This is a genomic window from Pseudomonas sp. TMW22090 (assembly GCF_022496665.1).
Lineage (GTDB): Bacteria > Pseudomonadota > Gammaproteobacteria > Pseudomonadales > Pseudomonadaceae > Aquipseudomonas > Aquipseudomonas gregormendelii.
In genome coordinates this window covers 402,049-416,467 of sequence record NZ_SCFH01000001.1, presented here as the reverse complement: position 1 = coordinate 416,467, position 14,419 = coordinate 402,049, and the positions used below count along the sequence as shown (strand labels likewise).

At 62.6% G+C, this 14,419-nt stretch carries 13 protein-coding genes; all 13 read right to left on the bottom strand.

Annotated features, from left to right (window positions below):
* Positions 1–78: 78 nt before the first annotated feature.
* The 13 genes from EQV97_RS01980 to EQV97_RS01920 all read right to left on the bottom strand — a co-directional run bounded on the left by EQV97_RS01980 (position 79) and on the right by EQV97_RS01920 (position 14,177).
* Positions 79–3,177: an error-prone DNA polymerase gene (locus EQV97_RS01980; RefSeq protein ID WP_240888276.1), complete on the bottom strand. Its 3,099-nt coding sequence runs from the start codon at positions 3,175–3,177 to the stop codon at positions 79–81.
* On the bottom strand, positions 3,153–4,568 hold the full coding sequence (locus EQV97_RS01975; RefSeq protein WP_122840665.1) for a DNA polymerase Y family protein: 1,416 nt from the start codon (positions 4,566–4,568) through the stop codon (positions 3,153–3,155). Before EQV97_RS01975 ends, EQV97_RS01980 begins: the two co-directional genes overlap by 25 nt.
* 7 nt (positions 4,569–4,575) lie before the next feature.
* Positions 4,576–5,193, bottom strand: a complete 618-nt coding sequence (imuA, locus tag EQV97_RS01970; protein WP_045057611.1) for a translesion DNA synthesis-associated protein ImuA — start codon at positions 5,191–5,193, stop codon at positions 4,576–4,578.
* Positions 5,193–5,810: a transcriptional repressor LexA gene (lexA, locus tag EQV97_RS01965; RefSeq protein ID WP_122840666.1), complete on the bottom strand. Its 618-nt coding sequence runs from the start codon at positions 5,808–5,810 to the stop codon at positions 5,193–5,195. Before lexA ends, imuA begins: the two co-directional genes overlap by 1 nt.
* A gap of 79 nt (positions 5,811–5,889) precedes the next feature.
* Entirely contained in the window at positions 5,890–6,165 is a 276-nt protein-coding gene (locus EQV97_RS01960; RefSeq protein ID WP_240888275.1) for a DUF971 domain-containing protein, read from the bottom strand.
* A complete protein-coding gene (locus EQV97_RS01955) occupies positions 6,162–7,124 on the bottom strand; it encodes a HEAT repeat domain-containing protein (protein ID WP_240888274.1) in 963 nt (320 codons plus the stop codon). The genes EQV97_RS01960 and EQV97_RS01955 overlap by 4 nt, the downstream gene beginning before the upstream one ends.
* Positions 7,121–7,969 carry an ABC transporter ATP-binding protein gene (locus EQV97_RS01950; protein WP_240888273.1) on the bottom strand — a complete coding sequence of 283 codons (849 nt, stop codon included), beginning with the start codon at positions 7,967–7,969 and terminating at the stop codon, positions 7,121–7,123. The genes EQV97_RS01955 and EQV97_RS01950 overlap by 4 nt, the downstream gene beginning before the upstream one ends.
* On the bottom strand, positions 7,969–8,751 hold the full coding sequence (locus EQV97_RS01945) for an ABC transporter permease (RefSeq protein ID WP_240888272.1): 783 nt from the start codon (positions 8,749–8,751) through the stop codon (positions 7,969–7,971). The genes EQV97_RS01950 and EQV97_RS01945 overlap by 1 nt, the downstream gene beginning before the upstream one ends.
* An 83-nt stretch (positions 8,752–8,834) precedes the next feature.
* A complete protein-coding gene (locus EQV97_RS01940) occupies positions 8,835–10,241 on the bottom strand; it encodes an ABC transporter substrate-binding protein (protein ID WP_122840671.1) in 1,407 nt (468 codons plus the stop codon).
* Between the two features lie 147 nt (positions 10,242–10,388).
* Entirely contained in the window at positions 10,389–10,634 is a 246-nt protein-coding gene (locus tag EQV97_RS01935; RefSeq protein ID WP_007946457.1) for a ferredoxin family protein, read from the bottom strand.
* 26 nt (positions 10,635–10,660) lie between these two features.
* Positions 10,661–12,406 (bottom strand): fumarate reductase/succinate dehydrogenase flavoprotein subunit, encoded by a 1,746-nt coding sequence (locus EQV97_RS01930; protein ID WP_122840672.1) that lies wholly within the window; start codon positions 12,404–12,406, stop codon positions 10,661–10,663.
* Positions 12,403–13,155 carry a GntR family transcriptional regulator gene (locus tag EQV97_RS01925; RefSeq protein ID WP_122840673.1) on the bottom strand — a complete coding sequence of 251 codons (753 nt, stop codon included), beginning with the start codon at positions 13,153–13,155 and terminating at the stop codon, positions 12,403–12,405. The genes EQV97_RS01930 and EQV97_RS01925 overlap by 4 nt, the downstream gene beginning before the upstream one ends.
* Positions 13,156–13,289: 134 nt before the next feature.
* Positions 13,290–14,177, bottom strand: coding sequence for a Dyp-type peroxidase (locus EQV97_RS01920; protein ID WP_240888271.1), 888 nt, complete (start codon positions 14,175–14,177; stop codon positions 13,290–13,292).
* Between the last annotated feature and the right edge of the window lie 242 nt (positions 14,178–14,419).

Genomic DNA, 14,419 nt, shown 5'->3' with positions numbered 1-14,419 from the left:
TTTGTTTTTTACGATCAAAAGATCGCAGCCTCGTTGCACTCGGCAGCTCCTACGGAGAGGGGATAGAGGATGGATTCATCAATGGAAATCCCGACTGCGAATGCTCATCCCGTCCAGCAACTCACTCAGGTCACTCATTCTTCCGGCAATCAGGTGACGAACCTCGCCCTGGCTCTCCCAGCGCCCATCGACCTTGAGCAACTGCGAGCCCACCAGCACTTTTCGCTGACGCTCGGCCAGGTCGCGCCAGACGATCACGTTGACGTTGCCGAACTCATCTTCCAGGGTGACGAAGGTCACACCACTGGCGGTACCCGGTCGCTGGCGACCGGTGACCAGGCCGGCGACACTGACCGGACGGCCATGCTCGACCTCCAGCAATTCCCTGGAACTGCGACAGCGCCGCGCTTTCAGCTCGCCGCGTAACAAGGCCAGCGGATGTGGGCCGAGGGTGGTACCGACACTGGTGTAGTCAGCCAGCAGATCCTCGCCAACCGTGGGCTTGGGTAAGGCCACCGGTTCCTCCTCCTGCATCGCCAGCCCGGCAAACAGTCCCAGTTGCTTGTGCACCCCTGCCACTTCCCAGCGCGCGCGATGGCGATCTCCCGCCAGCCCGCGCAGGGCTCCAGCATCGGCCAACTGCTCCTGGGCGCGGGCTTCGAGCCGTGCCCGTTCGCCGAGGTCGGCGATGTCGACAAATGCCCCTCGAGCCCGGGCCACCTCGATGCGTCGTGCATCGTCCTCGCGAAAGCCCTTGATCATGCGCAAGCCCATACGGATCGCCGGCTGCGCCCCGGCAACGGGTTCAAGGCTGCAATCCCAGTCACTGGCGCGCACATCCACCGGGCGAATCTGTAAATGGTGGCGGCGTGCATCCTGCAGGATCTGGTCGGGACTGTAGAAACCCATGGGCCAGCTGTTAATCAGCGCGCAGGCAAATGCCGCAGGTTCGTGGCACTTCAGCCAGCAACTGGCGTAAGTCAGCAAGGCAAAGCTTGCGGCGTGGGACTCGGGAAAACCATAGCTGCCAAACCCCTTGATCTGCTCGAAGATCAGCTCGGCGAATTGCGCCGTATAGCCGTTTTTCTTCATCCCGGCAGCCAGGCGCAACTTGTGCGGTTCAAGCCCGCCGTGGCGTTTCCAGGCCGCCATGGAGCGACGCAACTGGTCGGCCTCCCCGGGGCTGTAGTCGGCGGCAACAATGGCGATCTGCATCACCTGCTCCTGGAACAACGGCACCCCAAGCGTGCGCTTCAACACTTCGCGCAATTGCTCGGACGGATAGGTTTCAAGCTCTTCACCGTTTCGTCGCCGCAGATACGGATGCACCATGCCACCCTGGATAGGCCCGGGTCGCACGATCGCTACCTCAATGACAAGGTCATAGAACTCTTTGGGCTTGAGCCTGGGCAACATCGACATCTGCGCCCGGGACTCGATCTGGAACACCCCGACCGTATCCGCACGGCCAATCATTTCGTAGGTCTGGGGGTCTTCAGCCGGCACCGTGGCCAGGCTCAGGTCGAGGTTGCGGTGGCGACGCAACAGGTCAAAACAACGGCGAATGGCACTGAGCATGCCCAGCGCCAGGATATCGACCTTGAGCAGACCGACCGCATCCAGGTCGTCCTTGTCCCATTGAATGATGGTGCGCTCGGCCATGGCCGCGTTCTCCACCGGCACCAGGGTGTCGAGTGGCTGCTCGGAAATGACAAAGCCACCCGGATGCTGGGACAGGTGCCGGGGAAAGCCGATCAGTTGTCCGGTGAGGCTGAGCACCCGACGCAACACCGGGCTTTCGGGGTCGAAACCGCTTTCGCGCAAGCGCTCCAATGGCGGCGTCTGATCGCTCCAGTGGCCGCAACAATCGGCCAGGGCGTTGATCTGGTCCGGCGGCAACCCCAGCGCCTTGGCCACGTCACGCACCGCTCCGGCAGCGTGATAAGAGCTGACCACTGCGGTCAGGGCTGCACGGGTGCGACCGTAGCGCTGAAACACGTATTGCAGGACTTCTTCGCGACGTTCGTGTTCGAAATCGACGTCGATGTCTGGCGGTTCGTTACGCTCCTTGGAAAGGAAACGCTCGAACAGCATGTTCATGCGTGCCGGGTCGATCTCGGTGATGCCCAGGGCAAAGCACACCGCAGAGTTGGCCGCCGAGCCGCGTCCCTGGCAGAGAATGCGCTCGCGTCGGGCGAACGCGACGATGTCTTGCACGGTGAGGAAATAACTTTCATAACCCAGCTCGGCGATCAGGCCCAGTTCCTTGTCGATCAGTTGCCGAACCTTGTCACTCGCACCTTCGGGCCAACGCTGGCGAATCCCGCGCTCGGTCAGTACCCTCAGCCACGAGACCCCGCTGTGCCCCTCGGGCACAAGCTCACGTGGGTATTGGTAGCGCAACTGGCTCAGGTCGAAGGTGCAACGACGGGCGATCCTGACTGTTTCGTCGAGCAAGGCCTGGGGATAGAGCGCGTCCAGAGCATCGAGACTGCGCAGGTGCCGCTCGCCATTGGGGTGCAGGCGTAAACCGGCGGCTGCCACCGGCACGTGATGGCGGATGGCGGTCATGGTGTCCTGCAGCGCGCGTCGCCCGCGCACATGCATGTGCACGTCGCCGCTGGCTACCATCGGGATTTGCAGCTCGCCCGCCAGGCTCATCAGGTCGGCCAGTCGGCGCCGGTCATTCTGCCCACAGTGCAACTGCACCGCCAGCCACAGACGTTCAGCAAACACTTGCCGCAGCCACTGACCACTGCCCGTATCATCCACAGCGTCAGGCACCCACAGCGCCAGTAAACCCGGCAACGGCTCGCTGAAATCTTCGCGCAGCACCTGATACTGACCTTTCTGCGTACGACGTCGGGCCCGCGTGATCAGCCGGCACAGGTGCTGATAACCCTCGAGATTTTCCACCAGGAGCACCAGTTTCGGGCCGTTCTCGATGCGGATTTCACTGCCGATGATCAGCGGCAAGTCCACCGACCTGGCCGCCTGCCAGGCACGGACGATGCCTGCCAGCGTGCATTCATCAGTAATGGCCAGCGCCAGGTAGCCCTGTTTTTGTGCCCGCTGGAACAGCTCAAGCGCACTGGATGCGCCGCGCTGGAAGCTGAAGTTCGACAGGCAATGCAGTTCCGCGTAGGCGCTGGTCATGCGAACCAGCCCTGCAGCCACAATGGACCACCCTCGCCTACCGCTCGATAGGCCCAGGCCTGCTGGCCGGAGCGGGTTTCAATCAGGTAATAGTCGCGTCGCACATCGCCGCCATCCCACCAACCGGACTCGATTCGCTCCGGCCCCATGACAATGCGCGCCGACCCTTCCTGCACCGCCAGCGGTTCAGTCAGCAGCCACCCTGGACGTTGCACACCGCACAGCCCGTTGCCGCGCTGGTTATCGGCCCCGGCCTGCCAGGCACATTCAGGTCGGTGGTCGGCCTGAAAGCGCAAGCCGTGAACCGCATCATCCCCAAGCCGGGCCCGCAAGCGCTCGCGCAATTGCTCCCAGGGCAAGGACTGTTGCGGGCGGTCGTCGAACAGCTCCTGATGCTGGGGCACAAAGGCGGGCAAGTCTTCGGCTCGCAAGCGAAAGCCGCGCACCGGGGCCTGCACCTGCACTTGCTCCAGCCGCCCACGGGCCAGTTCAAAGAGCATCGCCGGATCGCGCTCGGCGCTGAGCAGGCCGACCTTGATCACGCTGTCAGGCAAGCCTGAGTGTTCCAGGTGCAGGTCAAAACGCTGCACGCCACTGTCGCGCCCGCACAGGAACGCCGCGAGATCGCCGGTCAGGCGGCGTAATGGAAACAGCAACGCCTGGTGGGACTGCACATCAAAATTGAGCTCGATGCGCACATCAAAACGGTCAGGTGGCAGGTAGAACGCCAGGGCCAATGGCCGGATCCCGCACAAGGTGTCCAGGTGCAGCAGTACACGGGCTTCGAACCGCCGTGCCAGGCTGTTACGCGGCAAAGCCTGCAGCTGGTCCAGGGTGCGCAGCCCCATGCGCGACAAAGCCGTGGCTACCGTCGGTTCCAGGGCAATGCGGTCGATGGGCAATTGCGCGAGGTGCCATTGCAAGGCGGCGTCATCCGCGACCACCAGACCGTCATGCAGGTTGGCCAATACCCGTGCAGCCACCGGGTTGGGGGCTGCGACTATGCGATGGCGAAAACCCAGCTCCCCCAGCTCGCTGCGCAAGCGGGCCTCGAATTGCGACCAGGGGCCGAACAGGCCCAGGCTGGATTCGATCTCGAACACCAGTGCACGGGGGTAATGCACGCTGACCTGGGAACTGAACCGATAGGCCCAGGCCGCGAGGAATTGCTGCCAGTGTTCGATTTCTGCGGCGTCGTACTCCGCCGTGACAAAGGCCTTGCTCAATGCCTGGGCGGCAGTCATTGACTGGCCTGGACGCAAGCCCAGTGCCCTTGCAGAAGCGTTGACTGCCTGCAACACACGGCGCTGGGCCGGGCCGGTCAACAGCGCCAGCGGTTGATCCGGGTCGCTGCGCTGACGCAAGACCGCGTCCAGCGCCAATTGCGGGAAGAGAATACATACCCAACGCATGGCAACCTCAATGCCCCACGGCAAAGGCGATTGGCGCCGAACGGGCCAGCCCGCCCCGGCACTTGAGCACACGCAGTTGCGCGGGGCGCGCATCGATGGCGATGCGCAAAGCCGCAGGCGAAGGGTTGATGGCCTCCTGGATCGAGCGATAGGCAAACGCCAGGGTCGAGCCGGTTTCCGCTGCCACTTGCAAGCGACGCAATGCACGGTCATCGGCTTTATGCGGCCAGCACAGCACCGCGCCGCAACTGCCCGAGCGCAGGCACTGCTCCGCTGCCCACAAGGCATCGCGCTCGCTGGCCTGGATGATGGACAGTTGACGCAGATCGACCCCGGCGTTTTCCCAGGCTTGGGGGTAGGGAACAAAGGGCGGCGCCACCAGGACAATCCGCTCCCCCGCTGCGGACAACCGCGCCAGGGCCGGCCACACCAGTTGCAATTCACCCACGCCCTGCCCGGCCAGGAGGATTTCAGTCAGTGCCGCTTCCGGCCAGCCACCGGTGGGCAGCGCGGCATCCAGCACCGCGTGCCCGGTGGGTTGCGGGCTGGCGGCCGGGGGCGCAGGCCGGCCTCTCCAGACCTGGCCGCCATTGAACAGCGTATCCAGCGCAACGACGGCACCCATTACCCTTGCCTCACCAGACCGCAGAACACCCCTTCGATGGCCAGGTCCTGATCGGCTTCAACGATGATCGGTTGATAGGCGGGGTTGCGTGGCAACAGCCGGACGGTCTCGCCCACGCGTTCGAATCGCTTGATGGTCACTTCACCATCGAGCCGCGCCACGACGATCTGCCCATTCAGGGCTTCGGCGCTGCGATGCACCCCTACCAGGTCGCCATCGAGAATGCCGTCCTCGATCATCGAGTCGCCCTGGACCCGCAGCATGTAGTCCGGCACCCGGGAAAAGATCGCCGGGTCGAGCATCAAGCGCCGGTCAACCTCGGCATCGGCGCCGATCGGTGCCCCCGCCGCCACCCGGCCAAGCACCGGGATGTCCAGCAGTTCCGGGCGCGCCGCCTGGCCGAGCAAACGAATGCCCCGGGCCTGATGGGGGTTGACCTCGATGAACCCGGCTTCGGTAAGCGCCAGCACGTGCTTGCGCGCCACACTTCGGGAGGCGAAACCGAACGCCTCGCTGATCTCGGCGAGGCTTGGAGGCTGACCACGCTCGGCGATTCGATCGCGAATGAAGGTCAGGATGGCATTACGGCGGGGAGTTAAAGTCGTCATGGAGTACATTTGTACTCTTCTGCGGTTTTGGTGACAAGCACCATCCGTCCATGACATGCCCCGTGGGGGGCGTGTTCAATTGGAGTTATTAGCCAAGTCCGGCGAGAAAGCCCCACGGAAAAATTCCCCGCTCATGTCCATCACTGAATACCAGCTGCACCCCATACCCCTGGTCATTGACCTCGATCACCCGCACCCGCGAGTCCACCAGCGGCGCCTGCCCTCGCAGCCGAAACGCCCGGCATTGCGAGCACGGGCACTGGCGGCGCAGTTCAGCATGGTCCAGCAATTGTTCACGGCCATCCGGCCAGTTGAGGCGCAATTGCTGTCGAGCCTGGGAATTGCCAACCGCCAGCGGATTCATTGCAATTGACTCAACGCAATGCGCACGGCTTTACGGACTTCCGGATCACCATCATCCTGCGCTGCCTGCAATGGCGCGATGGCGCCCGGGTCCTGCAACTCGCCGAGGGCCAGCGCCGCCTCCTTGCGCAGGTTGCTGATGCGATGGCCGAGGGTGTCGATCAGGGCCTCAAGCGCCGGGACATAGCGCAAGCGCCCGAGGCTGCGGGTGGCGCGCAGGCGCACTTGCCAGTAATCGTCGCCCAGGGCATCGACCAGCGCCGGGCCCGCGTCAACGTGGCCGACCTTGCCCAGGGTCGTAGCGGCTTCCTCACGAACCTGCCAGGCGTTGTCCCGCAGGGCCTGACGCAGGGCCGGCAGGACCTGGGCATCGCAAGCCAGACCGAGGGCGCCGGTGGCGGCACGACGAACTTCTGTGTCGGGATCCTGGCTGGCCAGCGTCGCCAGCGCCGGCAAGGCATCGAGCTGCTTGAGCCAGCCGAGCACGCCGACCGCCTCGCGGCGCACACCTGGGTCCACATCGAGCAAGGCGGCAGAGGCGGCAGCGGCGGCACCGGGGAAGCGCAACTCGCGCAGAGCCCGAAACGCGGCGACGCGCACCTGCACTTCGGCATGCACGGTCCACGGCAGGATCACCTTGGCTGCCGCCTCGCTCTTGAGCAGGCTGAGGCTCTGCGCGGCGGCGGCCTGCACTGTCTGCGCAGGGTCGGTCAGGGCCTGGCACAATGCCTCGACGACCGGGTCATCCTCCCAGGCTTCCAGCAGCCGTGCGGCTTCGGCACGAACTTCTTCAGCCGGATCCTCGGCCAGTCGGTCGACCAGCCAGACCAGGCCTTCAGGCTCCTCGAGATCAGCCAGTTCAATCAGGGCAATCCTGCGCACGCCCGGATCCTCATCACTCAGGCGTGTTTGCAGGGCAAGAATGTCAGCGTTATCGGTTACATCGAATAGAGAGGTCATAGGGCAAATCGCGGCAGTTTATTTTCTGGGGGAAGTCCGAGAGGGTTCAGGCGCGGTAGCTGCCGACCGTCTTCGTGACGCAACAACTCAAGGCAGTGACGCTTCAAGCGGGAGAATTCGTGGCTGGTCACCAGTTCGCTGGCGCGGGGCCGCGCAAAGTCCAGGCGCAGGTCTTCGATGATCCGTCCTGGGCGCGAACTCATGACCAGCAATCGGTCGGCCAGGAACAACGCCTCATCGATGTCATGGGTGACGAACACCACGGTGGTGCGAATCCGCGTCCAGATGTCCAGCAGCAGTTCCTGCATGTTCAGCCGGGTCAGGGCATCGAGCGCACCGAAGGGCTCATCCATCAGCAGCAGGCGCGGGCGATTGATCAGCACCCGGGCGATTTCGACGCGTTGCTGCATGCCCCCGGACAACTGATCAGGCCAGCGCTCGGCGAACCCTTCAAGCCCGACCAGGGCCAGGATCTCGTCAGCGGCCTGGTGTCGCTCGGTTTTACCGATGCCACGCATCTTCAGGCCGAAGGCGACGTTGTCACGCACCGTGCGCCAGGGGAACAACGTGTGATGCTGGAACACCATGCCGCGCTGGGGCGACGGTCCCGAGACTTTCGCCCCATCAACGGTGAGGTTGCCGGTGCAGGCCTGCAGGTGCCCGGCCAGCGCCCCGAGCAAGGTGGACTTGCCACAACCGGAAGGGCCGAGGATGCACACGAACTGCCCCGCTTCGATCTGGCAGTCGAGGCCCTGCACCGCTTCAAAAGCCGTGTTGCCCTCGCCCAGGCGGATCGACAGCCGGCGCATGTCGATGCGCCCTTGCATGGCTTGATCAATGCTCATCAGGCTTTTCCTCGTGGTCGGTGCCACGGCGTGAACAGGCCGCCGAGACGTTTGATCAGCAGGCTGCTGCCCATGCCCAGTACACCGATCAGCAACATGCCAACCACGATATCGGCGTAGTTCTGGACGGTGTAGGACTCCCAGGTGTAGTAGCCGATACCGTATTGGCCGGAGATCATTTCGGCGGTCACCAGGCAGAACCACGAGGTCCCCATGCCAATGGCCAGGCCAGTGATAATGCTCGGTGCAGCACCGGGCAATATGACTTCCAAAAGGATCGCCCTGCGCCCTGCCCCAAGGCTTTTTGCCGAGGCGATCAGCCTTGGATCGACCCCTTCGACACCGTGCACGGTATTCAACAGGATCGGGAACAGTGCGCCCGTGAAGGTGATGAAAACCATCGACAGCTCCGACGAGGGAAACATCAGGATGGCCAGGGGAATCCAGGCCACGGCGGGAATCGGGCGCAGCACTTCCAGGGGCGGCAGCAGCCAGTCTTCAGCCCGCTTCGAGCGACCGATGGCCAGGCCCAGAGCGATACCGATGACCAGCGCCGCCAGGTAACCGGCGAATACCCGGCTCAGGCTGCTGCCCAGGTGGCGGCCGAGTTTCCCCGACCCCCCAAGCCCCAGTGCGGCCTCGACAACCGCAAGCGGCGTCGGCACGTTGGCGAAGGTGACCAGGCCCAGGTTCCAGTGATGACTGGCAGCGAGTTGCCAGAACAGCAGGCAGAGCAGCAATGAAGCGGCCCTGGGGGTCCAGCGGATAAATGATCGGTACATAAACAATTCCCAATGGCGACACGCCCCCCGTAGGAGCTGCCGGAGCCTTCGGCAGCTCCTACGTTGACCGCATTCCAGTTTGATTACCGGGCAGCAACCGCCTGGGTGGTGGCATCCGTGAAGTCGAGGACTTTGCCGCCCTGGGCCGTGGCGTATTGCTGGGCCTGGCCCTTGAGCAGGAAGGCGCTGAGTTCGCCCTTGGCGTTGCTGGCAAACCACGCCTGGTCCGCCAGCAATTTGATTCCGCTGTCACTCGCCTGGGCATAGACCGCGCGGATGTTCCTGCCCTCGGCTTTCAACTGCGCCAATGCGCTGAACGCTGTCTGCGCCGAGGCATACTGGCGAACCTTGGGTTCACCGCGCACCCAGATCTCGGCCACGTGACTGAAGTCGGTGATGACCTGGCCGTTCGCTGCATCCACTGCCTTCAACGGGCTCTGGGCGTAATTGCCAAGCTGGGCGGAGTAATCCAGGTTCGACGCCTTGAACGCGGCGCGAATGTATTGGTCGTCGATGAACGTATTGAGGTCGAGGCCGCGATCCGCCTTCTTCAGCAGCTTGAGCGTATCGATGGCCGTGCCGACCGCCTGACGATATTCCGGCTTCCAGCTGAGGTCGCGAGTCTGCACGCCGAGCGGGCCGTGGAACAGGTAATTGACCTCGGCATCGACGCCGGTGACCTTGGCGATCAACTCGCTGTACTTCTCCGGCTCTGCGGCCAATAGCTGGTTGGCCTCAATGCTCGCCCGCAGGTAAGCCACGACGATTTCCGGGTACTTTTTCGCGTAGGCCTGATCGACCAGGGCGCCGTGGAAGGTCGGTGCATTGGCTTGCGCACCGTCATAGATCTTGCGGGCAAAGCCCCGGCTCGGGAACAGTTCGGCGAAGGGCACGAAGTCGGCATGGGCATCGATTTTCCCGGCCTGCAGCGCAGAACCTGCAACCTCCGGCGGCTGGGCGATGATGTTCACGTCCTTGAGCGGATCCCAGCCCTGCGCCGCCACCGCTCGCAACAACATGCCGTGGGCCGTCGAGGCGAACGGTACGGAGATGGTCTTGCCCTTGAGCTCGGCCAGGGATTGCACGCTGGACGCGCTGGGCACCACGATGCCGTTACCGCTGCCTTTGATACTGCCCGACAACACGCTGATGAACAGGCTGTGCTTGCCAGCGGCTTCAAACGCCACCCCGTTGAAGGTGCCGGGGAAATCCGCCATGGCGCCGAAGTCGAGTTTGCCGGCGACCATCTCATTGGTCAGGGGCGCACCGCTGGTGAAGTTTTTCCACTGCACCTCGTATTGGGTGTCCTTGTACTGGCCGTCCCGGGGCAGGTATTTGTCCAGAAGCCCAAGTTCACGAATCAGCAGGCCGCCAGCGGCGCAATTGATCGTGGTGTCCTGGGTGCCGATGGCAATGCGGATGGTTTCGGCCGAGGCCGACAGGGTCAATGAAGCCAGTACCAGACCGGCAACCGCTGCACGCAATAACATGGGTGTGTCCCCTCGAATCATTTATAGAATATTCGTCTCCGCCACGATCAGGGCGCGGTGGGAAACGAGGGGTGGTTTAATCCAGCGTCCGGGGGTGGCCGGATGGCTTTACAAGTTGTCTGTACTCGATCCCACAATGATTGGGCTTTAGCGCAACAGATAGGGAATCTCGACCTTCACCGCCCCGGTCGGGCAGTCCTTCTCACAAGGCATGCAGTACCAGCATTCATCAAACGCCATGTAGGCCTTTTGCGTCGCCGGATTGATCGCCAGCAGGTCCATCGGGCAGACGTCTACACATACGGTGCAGCCTTTGTGGGCAATGCACAGGTCCTCGTCGACGGTCACCGGCGCGTTGGAGCGGAAGAAAATTTCCTGGGGTTGATAGGCCATGGTTCGGACTCTCCTGGTATTGATTGTCAGGCGGCGTAAGCGCCGACCCGCAACTTGTCGTAGGCCTGCAACTCTTCGGCGTCGAGTGGAATGATGTAGGGCTCCACGGCTTTCTTGAAACTGGTCATCAAGCCGTCTTCACCCTTCTTCAGGTGGCAATGGCAGAACCAGTCGCGGTCATTGCGCTGCGGGTAATCGACCCGATGGTGGTACAGCCCCCAACGGCTTTCAGCGCGGAACAACGAAGCCCGGGCGGCCATTTCGGCGCAGTCGCGGATCATGCTGACTTCCATCGCACGCATCAGCTCATGGGCGTTGTGTGCCTTGATCTGATCCAGGTCGCGCTGGATATCGCTGAAGCGCTGCAGGCCGATCTGCATTTTTTTGGTCACTTTGGGCGGTTGCAGGTAGTCATTCACAAATCGGCGCAGCTTGTATTCAACCTGGGCCGGTGGCAGGCCGTGTGTACGGTCCAGAGGCGCGTAGACCCGTTGTTTTTCCGTTTCGACCTGCCCGGCATCGACGGCTGAAAAATCACGCCCGGCGACAAAATCTGCGGCGTTGTTGCCGGCGAACCAGCCGTAGGTAAATGCGCCCAACATGTAGTTGTGCGGCACGGCCGCCATGTCACCCGCCGAGTACAAACCCTTCACCGAAGTCTCGGCCTTCTCGTTGACCCAGACCCCGGACGCCGAGTGACCGCTGCACAAGCCGATTTCCGAGATGTGCATCTCAACCATCTGCGTGCGGTAATCGGTGCCACGGTTAGCGTGGAACTGGCCGCGGCTGGGCCTTTCGTTGCTGTGCAGGATCTCTTCGATGTTCTGGATGGTTTCCTCGGCCAGGTGATCGAGCTTGAGAAATACCGGGCCATTGCCGCTCTCGAGTTCCTGGTGGAACTCCCACATCATCTGTCCGCTCCAGTAGTCGCACTCGATGAACCGCTCGCCCTTGTTGTTGGCGGTGTAGCCGCCCAGGGGACCTGTGACATAGGCACAGGCCGGACCGTTGTAGTCCTTGATCAGCGGATTGATCTGGAAGCATTCCAGGTTCGCCAGTTCGGCGCCTGCGTGATACGCCATGGCGTAGCCGTCGCCGGCATTGGTCGGATTTTCGTAGGTGCCCATCAGGTAGCCCGAGGACGGCAGCCCCAGGCGACCGGCGGCACCGCAGCAGAGGATCACCGCCTTGGCCTTGATCACATGAAAGTCGGCCGTGCGGCAATCGAACCCCATCACCCCGTTGACCGCGCCCTCTGCGTCAGTCAGCAGGCGCGTGCACACCAGCCGGTTGGTGATGCTCACCCGCGCGCGTTTCAACTGGCGATACAAGACCTTCTTGATGTCGTGTCCTTCCGGCATCGGCAGTACGTAGGCGCCCATGTGGTGGACCTTCTTCACCGCGTAGTCACCGGTTTCGTCCTTCTCGAACTTCACGCCCCAACGGTCCAGTTGCTCGATGGTCTCGAAGCTGTGGGTGGCATAGGCGTACACCGCCGCCTGATTGACGATGCCGTCATTGGCAATGGTGATTTCCTTGGTGTACTGCTCCGGCGTCGAATGCCCGGGAATGATCGCGTTGTTGAGACCGTCCATTCCCATGCTGATGGCGCCACTGCGCTTGACGTTGGCCTTGTCGATCAGCAGCACCCGCAGGTCGCGGTTACGCTCCTTGGCCTTGATCGCCGCCATGGGGCCGGCAGTGCCGCCGCCGATCACGACGATGTCGTATTCCTGTTCAAGGGTATTTCTGTTCTCGCAACTGTGGGTCATGCCTGATCCCCTTTTTGCCGGTCGATTCGCAAGCGGTACTGGAAGGCATCGCCGCGGTAGTAGAGGTGTTCGAAATCCACGGGGCGGCCAGCGGCATCGTGGGTCAGGCGCTCGATGCGCATGATCGGCGAGCCGGCTTCCACGCCCAGGGCCTGGGTCAGGTCGCTGTCAGCCAGCACCGCGTCGATAGCCAGGTCGGCATGCCCCAGCGACAGCCCGCAGTCGTTTTCCAGGATCAGGAAAATATCGCGGGTCACCAGGTCGGCCTTCTCCAGGCGCTCGCCAATGGCCTGGGGCAGGTAGGTGATTTCCAGGGAGATCGGCTCACGGTTGATCAGCCGCACCCGCTTGATCTGCGCCACCATGTCGCCTTCGGCTACCTGAAGGCGTTCGGCAACCAGCTTGTCGGCGCCGATGAATTTGAAACTGCGCAAGCGGTTGATCACCTCATAGCCGCGCCCGGTCATCGATTCGGCCAGGCCCTGCAAGGTGCTGACGTTCTGAAAGGTCTTGGGCTTGGCCACGAACGTGCCCTTGCCATGAATCTTGAAGATCAACCCTTCCTTTTGCAGATCGCCCAAAGCCTGTCGCACCGTGATGCGGCTGACCTTGAACAGGTTGCCCAACTCGCTTTCAGAAGGCATCTGGCTGTCTTGCGGATATTCACCGTCGAGGATTCGCGCACGCAGCACATCACGCAGTTGGGTGTGCAGCGGGACGCTGCCAAGGGAGAGGACGTTATCAGTCATGGGCATTCACTTGTTATAACGAGTTATGACAAGATCATATCGAGCTGATTTGCGGCTGGGAAATAACGTTTGGGTATAAGGTTAGTCGGCAGTTTCAGGTGAAGGCGCCTGCTCCTTCACCCTGCCAACCGGTGTCAGCCCATGCGCAGCGCGCGCAGGTCGAGGTGGCCGTCCTTGAGCGGCGGGCACCAGTAGTAGCCGCCGGTGATCGGTCGGCTGATGCGATACAGGCCATCGGTGACGCCGTCTTCCAGGCCGCTCATGCGGCGCAGCTGGGCTTCGAAGGCGTCCAGGGAGAAGCCGAAAGCGAGGAACATCAGGCCGGCACGGTCGCCTTCAATCCAGGGCATGGAACGACGCACCACAAACGCCTCGGGGGCAAAACTTTCCTGGGCGGTGCGTTTGACGTGAGCGGAGATTGGCGCATCGTCCAGTTCTTCGTTGTCGCTCAGGCGCCGGCCCATGATGTTGTCCGTCTCATGGGACGGCAACGCGCGAAAACCTTTCAAGTCGTGCTGCCACTGCTGGATCGCGGCAAAACTGCCACCGACCAGGCCCTCAGCGCCCTCGCCCAGCAACGCCGCCGCCACGGCCGCTTCGTCATGGGGGTTTTCCGTGCCGTCCTCGTAACCGGTCAGGTCGTGGCCGGTCAGGTGGCGAAAAGTTTCATTCATCTGCACCAGACGCAACGCCGGAGCCAGTGCCGCTTCGATGGCCTGGCTGCGATTGAGCAGTTCGCCACGGTCGATGCCATGCAGCCAGCACCACAGCGCATGCTGGGTCGACGGGTTGTCGACGCCCACGCCGGTCATCGCCGGAAATGCCCGCAGGCCATCGATACGGGCGTGAAGTGCCATGGCCAGGGACTCACCAAAGCCCACTACGGCAGATTTGCCGTCTACCAGTTGCATCAGGTTGTCGAGCGCAGCCGGCAGGGCTTCGACGGACACCAGCGCGAAGAACAGATGACGGGCTTGCAGCGGAACGGGGGTGGCGAGGATGCCCGGCTGGTAGTGACTCATATCGACTCCTTGAAAAAGGAGCGCAGTTTACCGGGGTCCTGGATCGTATACACATGCGTTTTTTCATGTAGAGCGGGATCTGCGCATGCCCGCTTCGTCGCCTGATCGCTGTAAAAATGCTAAACGTGCTGCAATATCGCAGCACTTTTGTGCAGCTGCCAAAGATTGTGGGAGCACACGCTGTACAGCCGCTCCATCTGCTGCAGTTGCTACAACGGCTCCAGGTGCTACGAAAGATCTGC